This window comes from Marinibium conchae (genome assembly GCF_015595035.1).
Lineage (GTDB): Bacteria > Pseudomonadota > Gammaproteobacteria > Enterobacterales > Alteromonadaceae > Glaciecola.
This window is the reverse complement of sequence record NZ_JADNRN010000002.1, coordinates 406,638-430,831: the sequence shown is the minus strand read 5'-3', so window position 1 is coordinate 430,831 and position 24,194 is coordinate 406,638. Positions and strand designations below refer to the sequence as shown.

The 24,194-nt window shown below is 43.4% G+C and carries 19 protein-coding genes; 11 read left to right on the top strand and 8 right to left on the bottom strand.

The annotated features are described in order from the left end of the window. Positions 1-228: 228 nt before the first annotated feature. From ISG33_RS09655 to ISG33_RS09635, 5 genes are all read right to left on the bottom strand, one after another. Positions 229-627 (bottom strand): YccF domain-containing protein, encoded by a 399-nt coding sequence (locus ISG33_RS09655; RefSeq protein WP_195733391.1) that lies wholly within the window; start codon positions 625-627, stop codon positions 229-231. A 129-nt stretch (positions 628-756) separates the two neighbouring features. Next, entirely contained in the window at positions 757-2,376 is a 1,620-nt protein-coding gene (locus ISG33_RS09650; protein ID WP_195733390.1) for a methyl-accepting chemotaxis protein, read from the bottom strand. Between the two features lie 50 nt (positions 2,377-2,426). Beyond that, on the bottom strand, positions 2,427-2,858 hold the full coding sequence (locus ISG33_RS09645; protein ID WP_195733763.1) for a DUF3299 domain-containing protein: 432 nt from the start codon (positions 2,856-2,858) through the stop codon (positions 2,427-2,429). A 186-nt stretch (positions 2,859-3,044) separates the two neighbouring features. Next, on the bottom strand, positions 3,045-3,578 hold the full coding sequence (gene ppa / locus ISG33_RS09640) for an inorganic diphosphatase (RefSeq protein WP_195733389.1): 534 nt from the start codon (positions 3,576-3,578) through the stop codon (positions 3,045-3,047). A gap of 98 nt (positions 3,579-3,676) precedes the next feature. Further along, positions 3,677-4,645: a class 1 fructose-bisphosphatase gene (locus tag ISG33_RS09635; protein WP_195733388.1), complete on the bottom strand. Its 969-nt coding sequence runs from the start codon at positions 4,643-4,645 to the stop codon at positions 3,677-3,679. 330 nt (positions 4,646-4,975) lie between these two features. Between ISG33_RS09635 and mpl the strand changes: the two genes are divergently transcribed. The 3 genes from mpl to ISG33_RS09620 are packed head-to-tail and all read left to right on the top strand — an operon-like array spanning position 4,976 to position 7,815. After that, complete coding sequence (gene mpl / locus ISG33_RS09630) at positions 4,976-6,358, top strand: UDP-N-acetylmuramate:L-alanyl-gamma-D-glutamyl-meso-diaminopimelate ligase (protein WP_195733387.1); 1,383 nt, start codon at positions 4,976-4,978, stop codon at positions 6,356-6,358. Positions 6,359-6,369: 11 nt separating this feature from the next. Then, entirely contained in the window at positions 6,370-6,984 is a 615-nt protein-coding gene (locus tag ISG33_RS09625) for a flavin prenyltransferase UbiX (RefSeq protein WP_195733386.1), read from the top strand. 48 nt (positions 6,985-7,032) lie between these two features. After that, positions 7,033-7,815 carry a S1/P1 nuclease gene (locus tag ISG33_RS09620; protein WP_195733385.1) on the top strand — a complete coding sequence of 261 codons (783 nt, stop codon included), beginning with the start codon at positions 7,033-7,035 and terminating at the stop codon, positions 7,813-7,815. An 81-nt stretch (positions 7,816-7,896) separates the two neighbouring features. On the opposite strand, the gene rraA is transcribed toward ISG33_RS09620, so the two are convergent. Then, positions 7,897-8,382, bottom strand: a complete 486-nt coding sequence (gene rraA, locus ISG33_RS09615; RefSeq protein ID WP_195733384.1) for a ribonuclease E activity regulator RraA — start codon at positions 8,380-8,382, stop codon at positions 7,897-7,899. 242 nt (positions 8,383-8,624) lie between these two features. Here rraA and lptM point away from each other — a divergent pair, with 242 nt between their 5' ends. The 6 genes from lptM (at position 8,625) to ISG33_RS09585 (ending at position 13,328) form a co-directional block, all read left to right on the top strand. Continuing rightward, a complete protein-coding gene (gene lptM / locus ISG33_RS09610) occupies positions 8,625-8,822 on the top strand; it encodes an LPS translocon maturation chaperone LptM (protein ID WP_195733383.1) in 198 nt (65 codons plus the stop codon). Between the two features lies 1 nt (position 8,823). Further along, a complete protein-coding gene (gene lysA, locus ISG33_RS09605; protein ID WP_195733382.1) occupies positions 8,824-10,074 on the top strand; it encodes a diaminopimelate decarboxylase in 1,251 nt (416 codons plus the stop codon). Positions 10,075-10,144: 70 nt separating this feature from the next. After that, positions 10,145-10,975 (top strand): diaminopimelate epimerase, encoded by an 831-nt coding sequence (gene dapF, locus ISG33_RS09600; RefSeq protein WP_195733381.1) that lies wholly within the window; start codon positions 10,145-10,147, stop codon positions 10,973-10,975. Continuing rightward, positions 10,972-11,685: a DUF484 family protein gene (locus ISG33_RS09595; RefSeq protein WP_195733380.1), complete on the top strand. Its 714-nt coding sequence runs from the start codon at positions 10,972-10,974 to the stop codon at positions 11,683-11,685. The genes dapF and ISG33_RS09595 overlap by 4 nt, the downstream gene beginning before the upstream one ends. 9 nt (positions 11,686-11,694) lie before the next feature. After that, positions 11,695-12,615 (top strand): tyrosine recombinase XerC, encoded by a 921-nt coding sequence (locus ISG33_RS09590; RefSeq protein WP_195733379.1) that lies wholly within the window; start codon positions 11,695-11,697, stop codon positions 12,613-12,615. Beyond that, positions 12,612-13,328 (top strand): HAD-IA family hydrolase, encoded by a 717-nt coding sequence (locus ISG33_RS09585; protein WP_229333520.1) that lies wholly within the window; start codon positions 12,612-12,614, stop codon positions 13,326-13,328. Before ISG33_RS09590 ends, ISG33_RS09585 begins: the two co-directional genes overlap by 4 nt. 142 nt (positions 13,329-13,470) lie before the next feature. On the opposite strand, the gene cysE is transcribed toward ISG33_RS09585, so the two are convergent. Continuing rightward, the gene (gene cysE / locus ISG33_RS09580) at positions 13,471-14,283 is read right to left on the bottom strand and encodes a serine O-acetyltransferase (RefSeq protein WP_195733378.1); all 813 of its coding nucleotides are present in this window, start codon (positions 14,281-14,283) and stop codon (positions 13,471-13,473) included. A 310-nt stretch (positions 14,284-14,593) separates the two neighbouring features. Between cysE and ISG33_RS09575 the strand changes: the two genes are divergently transcribed. Then, a complete protein-coding gene (locus ISG33_RS09575) occupies positions 14,594-17,632 on the top strand; it encodes a TonB-dependent receptor (protein ID WP_195733377.1) in 3,039 nt (1,012 codons plus the stop codon). A 140-nt stretch (positions 17,633-17,772) separates the two neighbouring features. Here ISG33_RS09575 and ISG33_RS09570 read toward each other — a convergent pair whose 3' ends face one another. After that, complete coding sequence (locus ISG33_RS09570; protein WP_195733376.1) at positions 17,773-21,657, bottom strand: hybrid sensor histidine kinase/response regulator; 3,885 nt, start codon at positions 21,655-21,657, stop codon at positions 17,773-17,775. Between the two features lie 216 nt (positions 21,658-21,873). On the opposite strand from ISG33_RS09570, the gene uvrD reads away from it, so the two are divergent. Then, positions 21,874-24,045 (top strand): DNA helicase II, encoded by a 2,172-nt coding sequence (gene uvrD, locus ISG33_RS09565; protein ID WP_195733375.1) that lies wholly within the window; start codon positions 21,874-21,876, stop codon positions 24,043-24,045. Positions 24,046-24,194 lie beyond the last annotated feature (149 nt).

Below are 24,194 nucleotides of genomic sequence, written 5' to 3'. Positions count from 1 at the left end.
CTTCGATACTTTCAACAATTCAAAATTATAAACCCACCATTATAGAGTAAACTGATGCCGCACACTAACACTAGCCGTGATTACTCTTGCCGTGGGTGCTCTAGAATACCTTGCAAGCTTTGCAATATCGCTGCATGCAATTGATACCGAAACTAAATAGATAGAGTCAGGTTAGTCCGGCGGAACGATAAAACAAGGAGGATGAATCTGCTTTCAATCACCCTATCTTTAGCGCTTATCAACAATCGTCAGACCAATCGGAAAGAAGGCTACGCCAGCGAGTTTAAAGTGCTGGATTGCAAAAGGAATACCGATAATGGTGATGAAACATAGCAAGCCTGACACTAGATGCCCCATTGCCAACCAAAAGCCGCCAAATAAAAACCAGATAACGTTGCCGATAATACCCAAAGTGCCTGTTCCCACATCGCCTTTTTGATTCACAGCACTTCTCGAGACTGCCTCTTTACCAAAAGGAAAAAAGGAAAATTTAGACAACACAAAGCAACTACGGGCCCATGGGATCCCTACAATGGTGACAACGGCCAATACTCCCCATAAAAACCAAGCGATGCCCATCACTAGGCCCCCAAACAAAAACCAGATTATATTTCCTATTAAACTCATTGTTTTCCTTATTATTATGACTTTATGTTGGGCTCAGGCTAACAGTCACGATACTGTTGAGCAATATTTTAGGCAAAAAAAAGCGATGCTTCAGTTGAGCATCGCTTTCGTTGGTTATGCCAATCTTTCTTAGTATTTAAATTGCTGCATTATTCTACTAAAGTCACGGGATAGTTGTTCTAGTTCAGAACTCACCGCTGAGAGTTGCTCCGAGCTTGAGGTTGTATCCTCGGTACGACTGTTAATGTCATCCACGTTAGAAGAAATCATATCAGCCACTTTTTGTTGCTCACCGGTAGAATTTGCGATTTGATCGTTCATTTGGGTAATGCGGCTTATTGTTTCGGTAATTGCGTTTAAACTCGAACCTGCTTTGTTTGCTTCATCAACACTCACGGTCGCTTGCTCGGTACCTTTTGCCATTACCGCTACGGCAGACCGTGCCGCGCCCTGTAATTGCTCAATCGTAGCTTGGATTTCTTCAGTAGATTGTTGAGTTCTCGACGCTAGTGTTCTTACTTCGTCTGCAACAACGGCGAAACCACGTCCTTGCTCTCCTGCACGAGCAGCTTCAATCGCGGCATTAAGGGCTAACAAGTTTGTTTGTTCGGCAATACCTTTTATCACGTCAAGTACAACGCCCACTTGATTTGAATCTTCTTCCAGCTTCTTAATCACCACGGCAGTCTCTTCAACCCGAGATGCTAAAGATTGAATGCTAGACACGGTTTGATTTACCACTCGTTGACCATCATCAGCCGCAGTAGATGCTTCGCCAGCAGCTCTTGCCGCTTCGTTTGCGCTGTGGGCGACGGCATCAACGCTTGTTGTCATTTCATCAACCGCAGCCTTAGCATCAGCAGCAGCCATTTGTTGAGAAGTGATAGTTTCACGTGCTTGATTTGATACCTGATTCAGATTTGACGCCAGATTCGATAATGGCTTACTCGAATTACCAATATCCTTCACAACGCCCTGTAATTTTTCGATGAACTGATTAAACCAAAATACTAAATCACCAATTTCATCTTTATTACGAGTGCGAATTCTTGTGGTCAAATCACCGTCTTCTTGGGCAATATCTTTCAAGGAATTAACCACATCGACGATGCTTTTTCTTAAGTTATTTACAATCGGTAAGGCGGTAGCGAATAACAATATCATCGTGCCTAGACCCATAAAGATCCCTAACGAAATCATTGATTTTGCTGATTCATTAGCGCCATTGATGGCATCTTGGAACAGAATTTCTCGTTGCTCGCTGAATGCAGTTAAGTCTTTCGAGGCTTGGTCGAAGGCTTCGTTCATCTTTCTAGAGTCGGCTTGAAGTTTGGCGAAGTCAGCGGTGTTATCTACCATTGATTTGCTAACACGAAAAGCAGTTTCAAAGTAGTCTTCAAAATTTTTCATTATTGGGCTTATTTCATCTCGCATAGATTCATCTAAGCTGAGTATCACTTTCAAGCTTTCTGTTGTTCGCTCTGCCAACGCCTCTGCTTTCGCTAAAGACTCTTCATCGCCAGTTGTCACCGCAGCACTGAGCGCTTCTTTCACATTTTGCATGCTATTAAGGGCATCTCTGGAATTGAGTAACGCTGGTGTTTGCTTGGTTCTGGCATTATCTAGCAGCTCGACGTTATCAAAAGCAGTAATCGTGCTGATAAGTATGTACAGCGCAAAACAAACTGTTCCAATAATGGGAATTAGAAATAACTTTTTCGCTATTGAAAGCTGGGCTAGAAAATTCATTTATCACCTAGTATTAATTTCGTGTTAAGCACATCAACTGTGCGACAGTTCTATCCCTCGAAAGCAGTAACTACATCTCCTTTAAGAGTGTAACCAACGCTTGCAATATCTCCTTTCCAGCCATCGGTTGACAATGTTCCTGTCACCCAAATAGCGTCGTATAAGTTATCTATCGGCACACCTTCAGAAAAATTAACATAAACTATTTGATTTGAAGGTGGCGGTGGCACATGAATACACGCACCAAAATATGGAACAAGCAAAAACTCTGTGATGTTGTCGGCATCGCCCTCAAGTGGCACCACAAAGCCTGGTATTTTTACGTAGCGACCATTAAGCTCTTCTTTCAAGGGTGCATCTGGCTCAAGCTGAGTCATATCGCCATTATGATCAATCGCGCTAGGAGGTACGACATAACCTGTAGGGATCATGTCTTCCCAATATAACTCTAAGGGCTCGCTCGCTTTTTCAGCGCTCGCCATGAAAGCAAAGCACACCGCGATTGTCACCCCTAAAGATAACCCAAACAACTTAAGTTTTTTCACTTACTTCACCCTTTTAAAGTATAGACTTTTGTATAATAGTATAAGCGTTAACACTATATGACTACAGACAAAAAAGCTCGCAGAAAGCGAGCTTTTGTTATCTAATTTTTGGCTTGAGTAACATTAAGCGGTCTTGTTGTAACGCTCTACGCTCGATACGATTTCTTCTTTCGCCGCTTTAACATCAGCCCATCCCTCGATTTTAACCCATTTGTTTGGCTCGAGATCTTTGTAATGAGAGAAGAAGTGCTCGATTTGATTTTTCAATAAACCAGGAACATCTTCAATGTCATTAACGTCGTTATAGATAGTCGATAATTTTGCTACCGGCACGGCAATAACTTTGGCATCTTGACCAGACTCATCCGTCATATTTAAAACACCTACTGGGCGGCATTTGATAACCGAACCAGCGATTAATGGATGCGGTGACATCACTAACACATCTACTGGGTCGCCATCATCAGATAAGGTTTTATTCACATAACCATAGTTTGCAGGATACTGCATGCAAGTCGCCATGAAACGGTCAACAAATAATGCGCCGGTGTCTTTATCAACTTCGTACTTTACTGGCGAAGAATAAGCTGGGATTTCAATGATGACGTTTACTTCATCAGGGGCGTTTTTACCTACTGGAATATCATTTAAGCTCATGGAAGCTTCCTTTAAAAAAATAATTGTCGCGATTATATGTAAAAGTGCCGCGAGTATCCACAACTAGCGGCTAAGAGTTTAGTCTGACAGAAGTTAGCCTACTTATAATATGATTTACACATTTCTACTTCGTTCTTTGAGCCTAATAGCACTGGTACGCGCTGATGAATTTCTTCAGGCATTACTTCCATTATTCTTCCGTGTCCAGTGTCGCCTAAACCACCTGCTTGCTCCATCAAGAAAGCCATTGGGTTTGCTTCATATAGTAACCGTAATTTGCCTGGTACTTTTGGGTTACGTTTATCGAAGGGATAGGCGAAGATACCGCCTCGACACAATACACGATGGATGTCACCAACCATGGCAGCTACCCAACGCATATTAAAGTCTTTTTCACGCGGTCCCTCTGTACCAGCAATGAGGTCGCTCACATATTCCTGAATTGGCTCTTCCCAGTGACGTTGATTTGATGCATTTATTGCAAATTCTGCCGTATCTTCTGGTACTTTTATATTTGGCGTGGTCAACAGAAAACCACCGTGAGTTTTGTCCAAAGTGTAAAGGTGCGTTCCGCGCCCAGTAGTCATCGCTAGCATAGTAGATGGGCCATACAATACGTAGCCTGCCGCAACCATTTGCGTGCCGGGTTGCAAAAATGCAGATGGGTCTTCGGGCTTCATCCACTGAGGAGCATGTGTAATAGAGAAAATAGTACCAATAAGTGAGTTAATTTCCGTATTAGAAGAGCCATCTAAGGGATCGAAACTAACCAAGTAGTTGCCATCCGGGTTGCACGGAACAACAGTGTCTTCTTCTTCGGACGAAATCGCTTTTACATAGCCAGATTCGCTCAAAGTATCTTTTAAAATCTGATTTGAGATAACGTCTAGCTTCTTCTGAGTTTCGCCTTGAACATTCTCGGAGAGTGTAGAGCCTAATACGCCAGCCAGTTCGCCCTGACTTACACGGAAAGATATTTCCTTGCAACCCGCCAACAATGTGCGTATTAGAAGAATGAGTTCAAGCGGAGCACCGTCCTGTTGCAACTGGGAATTTAAACGTTTCATGGTACCAAGGGTTCCTTAGTTTGGTTTCTTGGTCAAACATCAGGCCTACATGCGCGCTACCAGCCTTGATATGTGCCAAAAATAATTCGTGTTTGAAGTGGGTGTATAACCCCGATAGCGTCGGGTCGCTATTGTAACCGTGCGAGGTTTAAATTGCGACCATGTTATTGCATACGTATGCAGGAATTAGCCAAATTTATAGCCCAAATTGATACTCAAAACGCATAGGCAACAATATTGTGAACAAAAACAGTTTGCTGAGTTTTGAAAAAAGAAGCTGGGCATATAGCTACGATTTGCTAAAGTAAAAAGAAAACAAAGATAAATGATATGCATGTTCACATTTTAGGCATTTGCGGTAGCTTCATGGGCGGTATTGCTGCAATTGCCAAGTCTCTTGGTCACCACGTTACTGGCTCAGACACTAATGTGTATCCGCCCATGAGCACGCAGTTGGAGAGCTTAGGGATCGACTTAACACAAGGCTTCGACACTAAGCAGTTTTCGCCGACGCCTGATATCGTGGTGATAGGCAACGCAATGTCTCGCGGTAATCCTGCCGTGGAATATGTACTTGACCGTAACCTACCCTACACCAGCGGACCACAATGGTTACTCGACAACCTACTTAAAGACCGCTGGGTGATTGCCGCTTCAGGTACACATGGCAAAACAACCACCTCAAGCATGATCGCTTGGATATTAGAGAGCACAGGCTTGAACCCAGGTTTCTTAATTGGTGGTGTGCCCGAAAATTTTGGTGTGTCAGCTCGGGTAGGCGTATCTCCTTTCTTCGTGATTGAGGCTGATGAATACGATAGTGCCTTTTTCGACAAACGTTCAAAATTTATTCACTATCGCCCAAGAACCTTAGTGATAAACAATCTTGAGTTCGACCATGCTGACATTTTTGACGATTTAGCAGCAATCAAAAAGCAGTTTCATCATGTTATAAGAACCGTCCCATCTACTGGTTTAGTCATTTACCCAGAACATGATGAGAATGTTAACGACCTTATACAGCAAGGGTGTTGGAGCGACATTCAAACACTTGGCTCTTTGTCCAATGCAATTTGTGAAAAACAACAAAACGCCTGGCATGTTAGCTTAATTGAGGCAGACGGCAGCAAATTTGATGTATTACATCACGGTAAGTTAGTAGGCTGTGTTGAGTGGAAGCTTATTGGCGAACATAACGTTAACAATGCAGTAATGGCAATCGCGGCAGCTCATAATGCAGGTGTTCAAATTGCTGATGCCATTGCAGCGTTAGCCTCTTTTGAAAACGTAAAACGTCGAATGGAAACAAAAGGCATTGTAAACAACATAATAGTATACGACGACTTTGCCCACCATCCTACGGCCATTCAAACGACCCTTGATGGTCTCAGAAAAAAAGTGGGAAATGCCCGAATTATCGCTATTTTAGAGCCTCGCTCAAACACGATGAAAATGGGCGTTCATAAATATACGCTGGCGCAATCCTGGCAACTAGCCGATGAAGTGCACATTTTCGAACCGCCGAATTTAGATTGGTCCTTGTCGGAAATGGTCGCAAATAGCGAAGTTAACGTACACCTATACCAAAATACAAAAGCGATTGTCGATACAGTAAGTGCAAGCGCTAAGAGTGGCGATCATATTCTTATTATGAGCAATGGTGGTTTTAATGGTATTCATGACGAAATACTCGCAGCTTTACGAAAAAACTAGGAGAGGTAAAATTGAGTAAAACCATCACACTTGCAATTACAGGTGCCTCTGGAGCCCCTTATGCACTGCGATTGTTAGAACAGTTGGTTAAGGCGGATTACACTGTATTTTTGCTGATATCTTCGGCAGCAAAAGTGGTTTTTGCAACAGAAGAAGATATCAAAATACCTGGCCGACCCGACGAGGCAGCGAAGTTCTTCACGGAACGCTTTTCAGCCGCAGAAGGTCAAATTATTGTTTGCGGCAAGGAGGAATGGTTTTCTCCTGTTGCATCTGGCTCAGCAGCACCTAAGCAGATGATTGTTTGCCCCTGCAGTACCGGCAGTATTTCATCGATTGCAATGGGCTCTTGCGACAACTTAATAGAGCGTGCAGCCGACGTGGTTATTAAAGAGCGCGGGCAGTTAATATTAGTCCCCAGAGAAATGCCTTTTTCTACCATTCACCTGGAGAACATGCTTAAATTATCGCAAATGGGCGTAACAATTATGCCTGCTGCACCTGGTTTTTATCACCAACCTCAATCAATTAGCGATCTGATAGACTTTGTTGTTGCTCGCATTCTCGATCATGTTGGTGTCGACCAATCGCTGGTTGAACGCTGGGGATACAGCAATAAAGAGTAAAAGTTACATAACTACAGTCTTAATATTAGTTTATACAAGTGAGTAAATATGAAAAAGCTACTTATCGCTACCGCATTGATTGCAGCAAGCTCAGTTCAACAAGTTTATGCTTGGGGTCAAACCGGGCACAGAATTACCGGCGCCATTGCAGAACAGTATCTTAGCGACGACGCACGCGCAGCAATACGAGCTTTGCTGCCAAATGAGAGTTTGGCCGAAGCATCGACTTACGCAGATGAAATGCGCTCTAACCCATCTGATTTCTGGCAAAAAGAAGCAGGGCCTTATCACTATGTTTCTGTGCCCGTAGGTGAGTCGTATAAGGAACACAAGCATGCGCCTGAAGAAGGTGATGCTTTCACCGCACTAAATAAATTTACGAAAATCGTAAAAGACGGAAAAGCGCCCCTTGAGGAACGTCAGCGAGCGTTACGATTTATTATTCATATCATTGGCGATCTACATCAACCCTTGCATGCGGGTAATGGCACCGATCGTGGCGGAAACGACGTTAAGCTTGAATTCTTTTGGGATGACTCAAACTTGCACCGAGTGTGGGACTCTGGCCTACTGGATAGACGCCAATTATCCTACAGCGAATGGACCGAGTGGCTAAGTGAAAAAATCACTCCTGAGCAAGCAAAAGCGTGGAGTATCACAGATCCGCACGTATATATAATGGAAAGCGCGGCGATAAGAGATACGATTTACCCAGAGAGCGATCGCTTAAGTTGGGACTACCTTTATCAGCACCTCCCGACTGCCACTCAGCGTTTACAAGAGGGTGGAGTTAGAATCGCAGCCCATTTAAACGAGATGTTCGCCAAATAGTGAAACACGTTTAAAAAGTAATGAAAAGGAAGTGTCTATTCACTTCCTTTTTCATTGCAGCAAGATTCAAGCTTTCCACTACTAGTCAATATCTAGAACTTCTGGTGATAGTATAATACCGGTACCATCAGCATAAATTTGATCTTCGGGTAAAAAAGTCACGCCAGCAAAGTTCACTGCCACATCTAGGTCGCCGCTTTCCCTATGTTCGGCGTTAACCGGAATAGACACCAGTGCATGAATACCAATATCAAGCTCTTCCAAAATGTCTACTTCACGAACACTGCCATAACAAACGATGCCCTCCCAGCCGTTATCCACTGCCATTTGCGCGTTGTATGCATCGATCAAGGCTCGCCGTTTACTGCCTCCTCCATCAATCAATAGCACCTTGCCCTCACCATTTGTGGCGAGCACTTTGTCAATAAGACCTTTGTCCTCAAAGCACTTTATCGTGCTTACTTCACCTGCATAAGAGTAACGACCGCCAAAATTGGTGAAAATCGGATTAACAACATCAACGCTATCGGCGAACAAATCACATATTTCTGAGGTATTGTAGTCCATGGTTATCCTTGTACTGGTATGCGCTATTTACACTTGCCCAATGTGGGAAAAGAAAGCTTTATTATGAGAATAGTCTGACAATTTATTGCTCACTGCTCATAAACTATACTAGCAGTTTTTGCTAAAGTTAAAAGTAAGCTCGGATTATCTGAATTTCACACTTAAAATCTTTGTGCTAAGACTTGCAATTTCAGCGGTTCCAGTGCAATGTTGCAGCATATTAAGCGAGTTATTTCAAAGCCATGAATCGATACTTAAAATTAGCAGTAGTGCTGATAACCAGCGCCTTTTTTTCTGCCTGCGGGCAACGCGGGCCTCTTTATCTTCCAGAAGAAACACCAACCAACGAAGAGCAGAGCAATGCCATACTAAGTAACTCAGAAAACGCTGAGCTGTTAACAGCCCAAGCTAAGCATCAGCAAACCACGGAGAGCCTCTAAATTGGATTATTTTCAGTTTTCTAACGATCAATTATTCGCTGAAGACATTGCTGTCGCAGATATTGCCAAAAAGTATGGTACACCTACTTATATTTACTCAAGGGCGACAATTGAACGCCACTGGCACGCATTCAATAATGCCGTAGCTGAGCACGATCACCTCGTTTGCTATGCCGTAAAGGCAAATTCCAATTTAGGGGTGTTGTCAGTGCTAGCAAAACTCGGCTCTGGTTTCGACATCGTCAGTAAAGGAGAGCTGTGCCGAGTGATAGAGGCAGGTGGTGATCCGACAAAAGTGGTTTTTTCAGGTGTGGGTAAGACTTCCGCAGAAATTGAGTTTGCATTACAGCAAAACATCATGTGTTTTAATGTTGAATCGGATGCCGAACTTGACCGAATAAACAAGGTTGCCGGTAATTTAGGTGTTAAAGCCCCTATTTCCATTCGGATTAATCCCGATGTCGACGCTAAAACACACCCCTACATAAGCACTGGCTTAAAAGCCAACAAGTTCGGTATCGCCCGGGATGACGCCTTGCGTGTATACAAACGAGCAGCTGCAATGCCTCACCTAGACGTAAAAGGAATGGATTGTCATATTGGGTCTCAGCTCACTGATATCACACCTTTTGTAGATGCTTTGGAGCGTTTATTGGTGCTTATCGATGAATTAGCAGAGCATGGCATTAACATCTCTCACCTCGACGTAGGTGGTGGCTTAGGCGTGCCTTATCAAAATGAGTCACCTCCTCACCCTAATGAATACGCAGCAGCAATGGCGAGTAAAATGAAAGGGCGTGAACATTTAAAGCTTATCCTAGAGCCCGGACGTGCTATTGCGGCTAATGCTGGAATACTCGTTACTGAAGTTGAATTTTTGAAACAAGGCGAAGAGAAAAACTTTGCAATTGTCGACGCAGCAATGAATGATTTATTACGCCCTGCCCTATATAGCGCGTGGCAGTCTATCGTCCCAGTCGTACCAAACCGTGGCCAAGAGAGTGTCACTTATGATGTTGTTGGCCCGGTGTGTGAAACAGGCGACTTCATAGGTAAAGACCGAGAGTTGGCCATCAACCCCGGCGACTTACTTGCGGTGCGAAGCGCTGGTGCCTATGGTTTTGTGATGTCGAGTAACTATAACAGTCGCTGCAGGCCAGCTGAAATCATGGTGGATAAGGCACAAGCCATTGTCGTAAGAGAAAGAGAAAGCATTGAAGACCTTTGGAGAGGTGAGCATAAGCTTAGCTAAACTTGTTTAGCAAGTGGCTTTAATGCGCTAAATATTTCATACTACAAACAACAAAAATGAAAAGAATCACATGCTGTTAAATTTCTCTAAAATGCACGGCCTTGGCAACGACTTCGTTGTTGTCGATAACGTGACACAAAATGTCTTTTTCTCTAAAGAGAAAATACAACAGCTTGCCGACCGCAATTTTGGTATCGGCTTTGATCAACTATTAATCGTAGAACCTCCTTACGACCCCGATCAAGACTTTCACTATCGCATCTTTAATGCCGACGGCTCTGAGGTGTCGCAATGCGGAAATGGTGCTCGTTGCTTCGCTAAGTTTGTAAAACAAAAAGGCCTGATCAATAGAAACAAGATTGTCGTGAGCACCAAAGCGGGCCGTATGGTTTTGTATATTGAAAAAGATGGAAACGTGACTGTGAATATGGGCAGACCTATTTTTGAACCCGCACGCATTCCATTCAAAGCGAATAAACAAGAGAATACCTACATACTCAGAGAGGATGATGCCACCTATTTCTTTGGGGCAGTGTCTATGGGCAACCCTCACTGTGTTCTTGAAGTGGATGACCTAGAAAACCATGACGTAGAGGGTATTGGCGCACATATCGGTCAAAATGAACGCTTTAACGAAGGTGTCAACGTTGGTTTCATGCAAATCGAGTCACGCACTGATATTAAACTGCGAGTCTTCGAAAGAGGCGCAGGAGAAACACTAGCGTGTGGCAGCGGTGCTTGCGCTGCGGTTGCGATAGGGATAATGCAAGACAAGCTAGATAAAGAAGTGAATGTAACGCTTCCTGGTGGTAAACTAACGATAAAATGGCAGGGGGGAGACAGTCTTCTCAAAATGACAGGCCCCGCAGAACACATTTACGACGGACAAATAACGCTATGAATGAATCAAGTGTTAAAGGAAATGCGGCGCAAGCAATTGCGCAAGACTACGAAAGCCAAGTACTTCCAAAAGACGAAGAGCTTTGTGAAAAAGAAGTACGCGACTATATTCTTAACAATAGCGACTTTTTCGTAAAGCACCCTGATCTAGCAGAACTAATCACCATTCCTCATCAACAAAAGGGCTCTGTTTCCCTTGTCGAGTTGCAAAGTGACCAACTGCGTAAAAAACTGAAGCAATTAAATGCGAAATTAAGTCAATTAGTTGCTGTCGCAAAGCAAAATGAAGAAATTTATCGTATTTACGCCGATTTAAATCTCAAACTGCTTCGTTGCAAAGAATTCGCAGAAATGCAATTTACGATTGAAGAAACCTTGCAAGATAAACTCGATATGTCTTCAGCGTGCATTAAACCCTTCAAGGGCTCATTCGCACTACCTGAAATTCAGGAACGACTGTTCATGGAAAAACGCTTCAAAGACAGTGATTTTTTCTTTGGCAGATTGAGTCAGCACGAAAAACAACTGTTATTCGGAGAGGGTATCGCTGAATCTGTGGCATTGGTGCTGATAGGTGAGGACAAAAATCTCGGTATTCTTGCTATTGGTAGCGCCGACCCATTGCACTTCACACCGGATATGGATACCCTGCTGATCAGACAATTACAACAGTTTCTAAATGTGGCAATGCCTGAGCTACTTCACTATTAGGTTGCAGTATTGAATGAAGACAGAGAGTCATTAAGCAGCTTTCCCGAGCACCTTACTTCATGGTTAAGTAAGTTCATTCATCATATTCGTGTCGAACGTCAGCTATCTGAGCATACTTGTAAGAATTATCAACGCCAGCTTATTGCGTCACTGCCGTTATTGAACATTAGTCATTGGCAGCAGCTTACTCCTGACCACATAAAAATGCTGTTAGTCCAATGCTCACAGGCAAAACTCTCCACACGAACGATAAATCTTCGCCTTAGTGTGTTACGTACTTTTTGCGACTACCTTATCAAACACGGGCATTTACAACACAACCCCGTCATATCCATTCAATCATTAAAGCAATCAAAGCCGCTGCCAAAACAACTAAATGTGGATGAAATGGGTAGTTTATTGAACTTCAATAGCGATGATACGCTTAGCTCAAGAGACAAAGCCATGTTCGAGCTGTTATATGGCTGTGGACTTCGTTTGTCTGAGCTCACGTCTTTAGATTTAAATGACCTACTAGCTAGCAATGAAATAAGGGTGCTTGGTAAGGGAAACAAAGAACGGCGTTTGCCCCTTGGAAGGCAAGCAAACAAGGCAATTGAAGAGTGGCTGCTTGAGCGTAGCAAATTAGTTGAAGGCTGCAGTGAAAACGCACTCTTTTTATCGCAACGCAAAAAGCGTATAAGTAATCGCCAGGTACAAAATAGACTAGATAAATGGGCAAAGGAACAAACTCTATATCAGCAAATTAGTCCGCACACTTTACGCCACTCTTTTGCAACTCATGTACTAGAGTCGAGTAACGACTTAAGAGGAGTTCAAGAATTGTTAGGACATGCTAACTTATCTACAACTCAGGTCTACACGCATCTCAATTTTCAACATTTGGCTAAGACTTATGACCAGTCTCACCCTAGGGCAAAGAAGAAGTGATTATTTACAAACCGTTCTGTGAAATTTCGGCTATGACCTTCGACTTAGACGATACGCTTTATGATAATTGGCCATATATCGTGGAGGCTGAAAAGGCCCTTTTAGACTATATTGCGCAGCGATACCCTGATGCTGCGGCGATCAATAAAAAAGACTGGCAAAGCTATAAAATGCAGGCTTTACGTGCTGATCCTCGCCTCTTTTCTGACATGGGCGTTTTACGTAAACAAGTGTTAAATCAAGGTCTATCAAAATGCGGTTATAAAGGACAGGATTTAAGCAAGGCTGTGGATGACTGCTTTGACTATTTTTACCATCAACGCAGCAATTTTACAGTGCCGGCAGCAAAAATTGGGGTCTTAGAGCAACTCGCCGAAAAGTTGCCATTAGCAGCCATCACCAATGGCAACGTAAATCTAAAACAGATTGGTATTGCTCACTGCTTTGCCCATGTTTTTAAATCGAGTATCAACAGCCCAATGAAGCCTCACCCTCACATGTTTAACGCAGCAGTAGATGCACTAGACATAGCGGCTCATCAAGTACTGCATGTTGGCGATAACCTAGAAAAAGATGTGTTTGGTGCAACAAACGCTGGCCTGATTAGCGCATGGCACGCTTGCGATAGACCAATGGATATTAGAAACGAACGAGTTCATGTGTTACCGCATGTTGAAATTCATGAGCTAGGAGAGCTGTTGGCATTTACTTAACAAACCAGGCTTGTTGCTCAGCCCAAACACAATTCCATAACATGGCTCGTGTATTTGTACCTTCATGCTTTTATGCCTTCATGCAATGAGGCTCGAGGCTCGGACTAAGCAATTTTGTATATCTTGCGTTTAGCGGCAAAGACTACACCGCGTCTTTATCAGCCAGCACATTTTGCTGCATGGAGTCGCATGGCATATTACAATCAGGTTTGCCCACAATTTTAGCTGGAACACCCACTACGGTCACGCAGCAAGGCACGTCACTCAATACAACACTGCCTGCGCCCACCTTCGACCCCTCACCAATTTCGATATTCCCTAAAATTTTAGCACCAGAACCAATCATCACTCCTTGGCGGATTTTTGGATGACGATCGCCTTGCTCGTTGCCCGTACCACCAAGTGTTACGTTCTGCAGAATAGAAACGTTGTCTTCAACTACTGCCGTTTCACCAATGACAATGCCGGTTGCATGGTCAAGCATAACCCCTTTACCAATCACCGCTGCAGGATGAATATCAACGCCTGAGGCAATCGAATTACGGCTTTGGATAAACAAAGATAAGTCTATTCTATTTTTATGCCACAGATAGTTTGCTAAACGGTGAATTTGCAAGGCATGGAAGCCTTTAAAATGAATGAGCACTGGAAGGAAAGATGAAACTGCAGGATCACGTGCAACCACCGCTTGAATATCGATGACAGCTGACTCGACTATTTCTGGGTTGAGCAGGTAGGCCTCATCAAACACTTCACGCACAGCAATGGCTGGCATAACGTCGTCCGACACCTTGTTGGACAATATAAAGCTCAACGATGACTCAAAATTATGGTGATTGATAACACATGCGTGAATGTATGACGAAAGCATGGGTTCTTGAGCGGCTACTTTTATCGCTTCATCTTTGAGTAAGCGCCAAAAGGTGTCACTGGCATGGAATTTTGAATGAGGCATAGACTGTCCTATCTTATTTATCGCACTCGTACGTTTCATCTTGATAGATTCATCGTTGTTCGTATACACAATAATAGTGTCACATTCGATATTTTACAGCCCAAAGCGGCATTTATTTTCAACAAACAGAAATTTACCTTGTTATCCACGATGTTTGATTGTCACACTCTTTTTGGCCTTACCACTTGACAATTTAGATAACAATGTTAATTTTACGTTAATATTGTGTTTTTTGTGTGAAGCATTTTGCCGGCTTAGTTAAGGCGATTCGTATAAAGACACTCCCTTCGACTCTATAAAGGAAGATACTGTGAGAAATCGTAATAAATATAAACTCTCAGCCATAGCGCTTGCACTTACTAGCAGTTTAACTGCGAGTGGTGCGGCATTCGCACAAGAAGAACAAGAAGCTAATAATGACACAGTTGAAGTCATTGAAGTTTCAGGCATTCGCTCATCCCTCACAAAGGCGCTCGCCGAAAAGCGGGCAGAAAATAACGTGGTTGAAATTATTCAATCTGACGACATTGGTAAGCTACCTGACCAAAATCTTGCAGAAGTACTCGAAAATGTTACGGGTATACAAATAACGCGAACTGCAGGGATAGGTACGGCGGTTCAAATACGCGGTACTGACGAAAACAGAGTTGAAATAAATGGCGTCTCTAGCGTCGGCTCGGGTGCAGGGCGAGGTGGAATAAGCTTTGAGGATCTGCCTGCCGCACTAATATCCTCGGTAGAAGTGACAAAAGCACCTCAAGCGAAAACAATAGAAGGCTCAGTAGGCGGTACGATAAATCTACGAACCTTACGTCCTCTAGAGCTCACGCAAACTGTATTTGCAGTGCGAGCAAAAGCTCAAAACAGTGATTTGGATGTAGACAATAATTACTCGCCAATACTATCAGGGACTTATGGTGATAATTGGAGCACAGATAACGGCGAAATGGGGGTAGTATTCAGCCTTAGTTATGCAGAGCAAAACGTATCTGCCTTTCGCCCGCGTGCAGACCGAGACGGCTTAGTAAGCGCTGGTCAAAACTATGATGCAGATGGCCGAGCTGGAGAAGCTTCCGATCGAATCATTGGCAGCGCTGAAGACTTTGATTTCCTAAGAATTCAGTTCTTCAACCAAGACTACGATATTTTAGACTACGAAACGACTAACCTATCAGCCTCATTTGAATGGGCGCCGAACGACAAGCTCAAACTCTATGTTGATGCTTTGCTAAACGATCAAGAACGAACTCAAGAAAGCACTGAAATACAGTTTTCAGGCGTCTCCGATATCGACGTTGTTGATATAACTACTAACACCTCATTTGAGACGGTAAATTTCGGTTCCATTGACACGCCCAATGGAGTGATAAATATTCCCAGCATACAAGCTGTTACGTCTGGGGTACTACTTCCGGATGCGTTATTGGCAAGTGGCTTAAACCCAAATATTCGCACTCGCACGAATACTGGTGCCCGTCTCACCGACAGCTCAGTCATCCGCATCGGTGGTGAGTGGACGGAAGACGATTATGTACTTAGTGCAGAATACGCGATATCACAATCAGATACCGTCACTCCAGACTTCGCAGTGCGTTTAGACTTTATAAACCCATTGTCGGCTCAACCTGTTCAAGGTGGTAGCATTGATAATGGCACACCTGTAGAGTTTGATTTGCGAGGCGGCACCTTGCAGTTCGGTATTGCGCAAGGCTTACCGACCTCTCCAACGACAGCTATGTTGCTTGACCCTGCAAACTACGCGTTAAGCCAAGCTCAGCAGGTTCGTGATATAGCAGAAAATAAAGAAACGGCCTTTAGAACCGATTTTACTTATTATCTTGATGGCGCAATACCTTTTGTCACTTCAGTCGATGCCGGTTATAGATATAACGAAACTTCTACGCTAAACAATGACTTTAGCAACTCAAGAGTCAACCTCACAAGTGCGTCATCAGAGTTCGATAGACCACGAGGCACTTTGTTTTCGAACTTACTAGTACCTGGCTCACCTAACTTTAACGCAGCAGATGGCCGTAGACTCTTTGTTAGGGATTTTCTAATTGTAAACCCAGCATTATCCTACAGCGACCCAGAAACAGTCGCAGCGGCAATAAATGCAGCGATTGTGGCAGCCTCAGATGATCCAGCCAATCCAGGGGAGACACTCGGTGCGATAGAGCAAGATGAGTCTGCTTTCTTTGATATTTCAGAAGAAACTCATGCACTGTATGCACAGGCCAATTTTGAAAGCGATGTTATTCGCGGAAGTTTCGGTCTTCGTTATATAAGCACAGAACTAGAATCTATCGGCTTGGCTGAAAATGATGGTGTTTTCGAGCAAGTGAGAGAAACCAGCGACTACAATTTTGTATTACCACGCCTGAACGTGGTTGCAGACATTGGCGACGATATCGTTGTTAGAGGGGCAATCGGTCGTGATATTAACCGCCCTGATTTTGATGACTTATCTACTTCAACGCGCTTCACTGTTAATGCAAACGCACCTGTTCAAGCGGGTAACCCCAGATTGGTTCCTGAAGACATTTGGTCATTAGATCTTGCGGTTGAATACTATTTTGCGCCATCAAGTGTGGTGAGTGCCGGTATATTTTATAAAAAACGTAAAGACCTATTTATCCCATTCACAGAGGATCCACCTGGTAATGTAGTAGACGGTGTATTGAATATTGATATTACAGCACCATGCGAAGATGGCGGTATATTCAACCCAGTAGCGGATAGAAATATCAATAACCCAACGCCAGGTGAAGGTATTTGTGTGCCTTTCGAGTCTACCTTTAACGGCAACGGTGACACTACTCAAAAAGGCATCGAGTTAGCTTTCCAATATGATTTATCTGAGTTTGAAGACGACCTTGGATGGGCCTCTGGTTTTGGTGTGGTTGCTAACTATACTTATCAGGATGCAGATAGCGGAGACGACTTCCGTAGCTTTAATAGTCGCGGACAAGCTATTTTAGAAGCCTTAGGCATTGCTGAAGAAGATGCCCAAGACAGAGTCGAACTTAGCAACTTATCTAAAAATGCGTATAACTTTACGGTGTTTTATGAGAAGTTTGGTGTTTCAGCACGTGCTCGCTATACATGGCGCTCAGCTTACATTGCTAATGATGCATTCCAGTTTGGCTTACCTCGCGTAAACGAAGCTAGAGGCCAGTTAAATGCGAGCATCAATTACGCAGTTAACGAGCAGTTCACCCTAGGCATTGAAGGTATCAATATTACCCAGTCTGACGCGGAACAGTCTTGTGTAAATGAAGGAGCCTTACTGTGTTTCCAAGGCTTGACTGATAGAAGAATCTTGTTAGGCGGAAGCTATCGCTTTTAATTAAGCCTTGATTGACGCTAAGGATTGAAAAGCCCCAGCCCATTGTTTGCTGGGGCTTTTTGTTAGCAATAACCCGCTGCAGACTGCGACTATCAACAATAAAGACTAATGACCTTACTGTGTAAGTAAGTCTTCCGTATTTAATGAAAACACCGTTCTATTGATTGCTTTAGCGCGCTTAAGTCGGCTTGAATATTCGTCATATCGGCGTTGCCTTGCTTGATATTATTTTCTAACTGGGTCGCTTTGGCACTGAGATCGGCAAAACCAAAGAGTTGAGCCGCGCCCGATAATCGATGCGCTTGTGCCCTTATACCTTGAATATCATTTGCTTTTACGAATGCCTCAAACTGATCCCACTCTTGCTGCAGACCTTGGGTGAATTCAGTCACTAAATCCGACATATCGACATTACCAAGCACTGAGTTGGCTCGGCTCATAGAATGATCGTCTTTACTCTCGAAGAAAGTAGCAATGGTTGAGATCAATGATTTTCTATCAATTGGCTTTTGAATATACCCATCAAAACCAAGGTTAAAGTACTCCTCAACTTCGTTTGCCATAGCATTTGCGGTGAGTGCGATAATTGGTTTCTCGCAACCTAGTTTACGTAGTTCACTATATGCTTGTATTCCATCCATTCTGGGCATTTGTATGTCTAATAGCACAACCGCAGGTTGATGCTTTTTATAGTGCTCAATTGCTTCAAAACCGTCTTTTGCAGTAAATACTGTTAAGCCGAGTTTGGTGAGCAGTCGAGAAATCAATCGCCGGTTATCCTCGTGATCCTCAGCCAATAATATTTTGCCATTAAACAAAGATTTGGCTGATACGGTATCCAAATCCAGTTTCCCCTGAGGAAGTTCAGGTGTGACTGCTATTTCAGGCATTGGCATCGTAAATGTAAAGGTACTTCCTGCCCCCAACTCACTACTCACCGATATTTCACCCTCCATTAGAGAGGCTAACTGATTTGACAAGTGCAATCCTAAACCCGAACCACCAAAGCGTCGTCTAATACTCGCATCTCCTTGTGTGAAGCTGCCGAATATCTGCTCAACTTGCTCTTTACTTATGCCAATACCAGTATCTTCTACATGGAATATCAACTGTTCTTTAGACATTTCCACCTTGAGTGCCACGTGCCCATTCAAGGTAAACTTCAGGGCATTTGAAAGTAAGTTAATGAGGATTTGCTTAAGGCGTAAGCCGTCGACGATCACAATGAATGGCTGCGGTAAATCTTCGTCTAGGCTGAATGATAAACCTTTAACACGAGCCTGCATTGAGAACATGGTATTTATATTACTCAGCAAGCTATTAAGGTCTTGCGGTGCATATTCAAGCTGGAATTTGTTTTCTTCAATCTTTGTAAGGTCGAGAATGTCATTGAGCAGAGCTAACAAATAGAGGCTGCTATCATGAATAATCTCGACTTCTTTATATATATCATCAGGGTTAATATCGCGACAAATAATCGCCTCTGCTTGCCCAATAACCGTAGTTAACGGTGTTCGAATCTCATGACTCATATTGGCAAGAAACTGCGTTTTTATTCTGTTTGCGGCGGCCAGTTTTTGAGACTCCAAAGCAATATCAGCAGTTTTCTCGGCAACCTGTCGTTCCAGCTCTATAACTGCTCGTTTTTGGCGCTGAATATAGATAAGTACGAAAAGAAGTATCAGCAAACTATACACCAAGAGCATCCACCACTTCTGCCAGAATGGGGTTGCCACGTTTATATTGATGGCTAGCTCATTTTCGTACCACAATTTTTGCTTTAGTCTCGCCCTTACTCGAAACACATAATCGCCGCCGCTAAGGTTCGTGTAGGTTGCCGAGTTTGCGGTGCCGTTGTCTATCCAATCCGAGTCAAACCCTTCGAGTTTGTATTCATATTGAATTTGTCTGGCGTTAAGCAGATCTAGTGTGGCGAATTCCAACTTAATATTGTTTTGGAAATAGTCGAGCTGTAACGGCGCTTGCATGAGCTCATTCACATTAAAGTGCGTTGTTGAGCCAAGCACTTCGAATGAGGTAAGGCGCATCAACTCGTCGGGGCGAGGCACTTTCACCGTTTTAGGGTCAAAATAGAATATCCCATCGCGGGTAGAGAGGTAGATACTATTGTCCGATGCTCTGGAGGTAGGGTTGTAAAAATATCGTGAACCAGGCAAGCCATCTCTATGGTCAAAGTGGTATAACTTATTATTTTTAGGGTCAAAGCGACTCACACCTACCGGAGTAACCAACCAAAGAACGCCCTCACTGTCTTGGCTTATGAATCTTATACCCCGATTATTTTTTTCGTTGAAATAATCACTAACTAAGCTTCTATCTCCTGTTTCAAGATTCGCTGTATATAGTCCGATTTTATTCGCCAACCACAAGGTACTATTTTTGTCTTGAAACATTGAATAAACAAAATTGTAGTCATCAGATCGCTCAGCATAGCTATCGCTATAAGCAAGAAGTGAGAAACTCTCAGTTGAGGGGTCGAATAAATAAAGCTGATTGTCGACGGATACCCAAAAATGCTTATTGCTATCAACAAAACTCAGTGAAGCGCTACTTTGACTATCGCTGTCGGATACAATGTCGCCAATCGGAAAAAATCTCGATTGTTTGTTTTTACTATTTATCTTGAGCATGCCATTTTCTACCGACACCCAAATATTATCGTTGGCGTCTACGTTTAAATGTCGTATTTTCTTGAGCTCTTCCACATTGTTGGTATTTTCAACAAACTCTACCGTTTCTCCATCGTCGTTCAGATAAAACAGTCGTTCGTTATTCGAAAACCAAATTTGTCCGTTGCTAGCTTGAGTAATAAAACGAATATCTAGCTGCATGGCACCGACTTTGCCTTCAGTGAGAGCGAGCAAAGTCTTTGTTTCAGGGATCCATTTTTGCAAACCGTTTTGATATGTTCCAATCAATATCGCGTTGTCATCTGATTGATGAAGGGCAAAAGCAGACCTTACTTCAGGATGAATAAAGGAGCTAAATATGTCGGCTTTGGTAATTTTATAAATGCCGCCACCCTCGCAGGTCAACCAAATTGTTTCTTGTCTATCTTGAAACAATGTCTGGCTACATGAGTCATCAAAATCCAACGTTACTTTGTTTAAAGACAAGCGGTTTTCATTAAATGAGTAAACACCATTATCGGTAGTCACCCAATAATCACCAAAAGAGGTTTTAATAATAGAGTAGATAGGCCCAATCGAATCTAAACCCTCAACCGGCAATTGATAAAAGGTACCAAGTGTTTTGTCAAATCTCATCACTCCTTCTTGGGTACCCAAAAACAGCAAGTTCTCATTCACAACGTGAATTTTTCGAATGCGATTGCGCCCGGGTAACTCCGAATCAGGGAAAGGGTAATATTGGGAAAACTCATTAGTTTTGGTATCAAGGAGATTAAGGCCGTTGCTTGTACCGAGCCATATTCCATCATTCGCTGCCTCAGCAATGTCCCACACTCGTTCACTAGACAAGCTCTCTTTTGTTTTTATTTGTTTTAGCCCGCTCACAAACGGATAACGCGTAAAGTTATCATCTTCCTTATTAAAGCGGTTCAAACCATTGCTGTAGGTGCCAAACCATAGCGTTCCATTTCGGTCTTCGAAGATCGACTGAACCCGGGTAGCACTGATGGTAGTTGGGTCGTCGGCTACGTGTGAATATTGCTTAAATGACTGATTATCATAGTCAAATAGAATACTGCCCCCGCCAAAACTTCCCACCCAGATATCACCATCGGAAGTAAGATATAGGTTTCCCGCATTGTCATGTGGAATTGACTCGACATCGGAAGGATTGTTTGTGTATGCGACTACGTTCTTACCGTCATAGCGCAATATGCCTTCATATGCTGTGCCAAACCACAAGAAACCATGTTGATCTTGCTCAATGGAAAATATGATAGATGACGAGAAGCCGTCGTTCTCGTTCAGATGCTCATGCTGAAACTCAGAGGCACGCAAATTGCTGCAACTCAGCAGCAATAATAAACATAACATCAATCCTTGTTTGCAATGAATAAACACCCTGAGCCCTCATCAAGCCTGCATTAAGGTAGTTGCAGGTAATACCAGTGCAGTGAGTATACCTGATGCAGGTATAAAATAAACTCAAGGTGAAAATATAAGCGACGATAAATTAACACGGTGAGTGCTGTATAAACACACAGGTTTTTTGTTATACTCTTCACCATCATAACTTAACGAAGTAGCCCGATGGACGTAACCCGACTTCTCGAAGATCTTAATGACAAACAACGCGAGGCAGTCGCCGCACCTGCGAGCGATATGTTAATACTTGCTGGCGCGGGAAGTGGTAAAACAAGGGTACTGGTTCACCGCATAGCCTGGCTCATGGAAGTAGAATCGGTTGCACCCTACAGTATTCTTGCCGTTACCTTTACCAATAAAGCAGCACGCGAGATGCGGGGGCGCGTTGAGCGTATCATGGGTCAGCCAGTTAATAATATGTGGATTGGCACGTTCCATGGCTTAGCTCACCGTTTATTGCGTTCTCATCATGAAGAAGCTGGCCTACCTGAAAACTTCCAAATTCTCGATTCCGACGATCAGTATCGCTTAATTAAACGTTTGCTCAAGTCTATGAACCTTGACGAAAAGCATTGGCCTCCCAAGCAAATACAATGGTATATCAACGGTAATAAAGATGAGGGGCTGCGCGCAAAAAATATTGAAACGAATGGCGATCATACCCAAGAAAAAATGAAAGAAATATACGCTGCTTATGAGCAAACATGTCAACGCTCTGGGCTCATCGATTTTGCCGAACTCTTACTTCGAGCTCATGAATTGTGGGCGAATAACCCGCGTGTATTACAGCATTATCAGAAGCGCTTTCGCGCAGTATTGGTAGACGAATTCCAAGACACTAACAATATTCAATATGCATGGCTGAAATTGCTGGCCAGCGAAAACAACAATATGATGATCGTAGGTGACGACGATCAGTCTATTTATGGTTGGCGGGGTGCTAATGTACAAAATATTTCACACTTCTTAAGAGACTACCCAAGTGCAAATACCATCAAACTCGAACAAAACTATCGTTCTACCTCAAACATACTTAATGCTGCCAATGCAGTGATTGGGCACAACCCCGGGCGCTTGGGCAAAGAGCTGTGGACTGAAGATGGTGAAGGTGAAAAAATCAGCTTGTACGCAGGGTTTAACGATCTTGACGAAGCACGATTTATTATTTCACAAATAAAAAACCATCACGAACAAGGTGCCGCTTTGGCTGATTGTGCAATTTTATACCGCAACAACGCCCAATCACGTGTACTGGAAGAGGCTTTGTTGCATGAAGGTTTGGCGTATCGAATATACGGTGGGTTGCGCTTCTTTGAACGTCAAGAAATTAAAGACGCACTTGCTTACCTTCGCCTTATCAATCAGCCGATTGACGACGCCGCATTTGAGCGCGTTGTGAACACACCTACTCGCGGAATGGGCGATAAAACCCTATCTAATATTCGAGTGTACGCGCGCGAAAACGATATTTCTATGTGGCAGGCCAGTAGTAAAATGCTAGCACAAAATATGCTTAGCGGGCGCGCAGCCAATGCACTTAAGGCCTTTGTAGAGATGATCCTACAAATGACACAAGATGTGAAAGACTTGCCGCTTGAAAAGAAAGCCGACCACGCCATGAAACATTCTGGGCTGTATGCAATGTATCAGGCAGAAAAGGGCGAAAAAGCCAAAGCTAGAGTTGAAAACTTAGAAGAACTGGTTACCGCTTGTAAACAATTTGAAGCCCCTGACGATGCTGAAGAAATGAGCCCATTGTCGGCATTTTTGGCCCATGCGTCTTTAGAAGCTGGCGATGCGCAAGCCGACGCGAATCAAGATGCGGTGCAAATGATGACGATACACACCGCCAAAGGTTTAGAGTTTCCATTCGTAGTATTAGCCGGTGTTGAAGAAGGCATGTTCCCAAGTCAGATGAGTAATGACGAGCCTGGCAAGCTAGAAGAAGAACGTCGACTTTGTTACGTTGGCATGACCCGCGCCATGGAGAAACTTCTCATTACTTACGCTGAAACGAGGCGCTTGTATGGACAGGACAAATATCATACAGCCTCGCGCTTTATTCGCGAGATACCTGCTGAGCACATAGAAGAAGTTCGCCTGCGAACACAAATCAAACAGCCTGTGCATAATCGCTTTAGCGCGGCGGCATCACACGCCGCATTTGAAGAAAGTGGCTTTAATTTAGGCGAGCGCGTGAGTCATAAAAAGTTTGGGGAAGGTACTGTGCTCAATTACGAAGGGTCGGGGGAACACGCTCGAGTACATGTTAATTTTGACTCAGTGGGGACGAAAATTCTGATGCTTGCCTATGCAAAACTCACAAAGGTGGCTTAAGCGGCTACTAGCTCAAGCAGCCTTCAATAGTGCGCGAGTGTTACAACAACGTAGCAAGAACACTTCGAGCACTAGCCTGCACAATACGTGACATTTTTGTAATGCAATGAACTAAAGTGAAAGCCCTCCAGTAAACTATGACAAACATA

Coding starts and splice junctions, on each gene's coding strand:
- ISG33_RS09655 (WP_195733391.1), bottom strand. CDS start 627: ATGAGTTTAATAGGAAATATAATCTGGTTTTTGTTTGGGGGCCTAGTG.
- ISG33_RS09650 (WP_195733390.1), bottom strand. CDS start 2,376: ATGAATTTTCTAGCCCAGCTTTCAATAGCGAAAAAGTTATTTCTAATT.
- ISG33_RS09645 (WP_195733763.1), bottom strand. CDS start 2,858: ATGGCGAGCGCTGAAAAAGCGAGCGAGCCCTTAGAGTTATATTGGGAA.
- ppa (WP_195733389.1), bottom strand. CDS start 3,578: ATGAGCTTAAATGATATTCCAGTAGGTAAAAACGCCCCTGATGAAGTA.
- ISG33_RS09635 (WP_195733388.1), bottom strand. CDS start 4,645: ATGAAACGTTTAAATTCCCAGTTGCAACAGGACGGTGCTCCGCTTGAA.
- mpl (WP_195733387.1), top strand. CDS start 4,976: ATGCATGTTCACATTTTAGGCATTTGCGGTAGCTTCATGGGCGGTATT.
- ISG33_RS09620 (WP_195733385.1), top strand. CDS start 7,033: ATGAAAAAGCTACTTATCGCTACCGCATTGATTGCAGCAAGCTCAGTT.
- rraA (WP_195733384.1), bottom strand. CDS start 8,382: ATGGACTACAATACCTCAGAAATATGTGATTTGTTCGCCGATAGCGTT.
- lptM (WP_195733383.1), top strand. CDS start 8,625: ATGAATCGATACTTAAAATTAGCAGTAGTGCTGATAACCAGCGCCTTT.
- dapF (WP_195733381.1), top strand. CDS start 10,145: ATGCTGTTAAATTTCTCTAAAATGCACGGCCTTGGCAACGACTTCGTT.
- ISG33_RS09595 (WP_195733380.1), top strand. CDS start 10,972: ATGAATGAATCAAGTGTTAAAGGAAATGCGGCGCAAGCAATTGCGCAA.
- cysE (WP_195733378.1), bottom strand. CDS start 14,283: ATGCCTCATTCAAAATTCCATGCCAGTGACACCTTTTGGCGCTTACTC.
- ISG33_RS09570 (WP_195733376.1), bottom strand. CDS start 21,657: ATGTTATGTTTATTATTGCTGCTGAGTTGCAGCAATTTGCGTGCCTCT.
- uvrD (WP_195733375.1), top strand. CDS start 21,874: ATGGACGTAACCCGACTTCTCGAAGATCTTAATGACAAACAACGCGAG.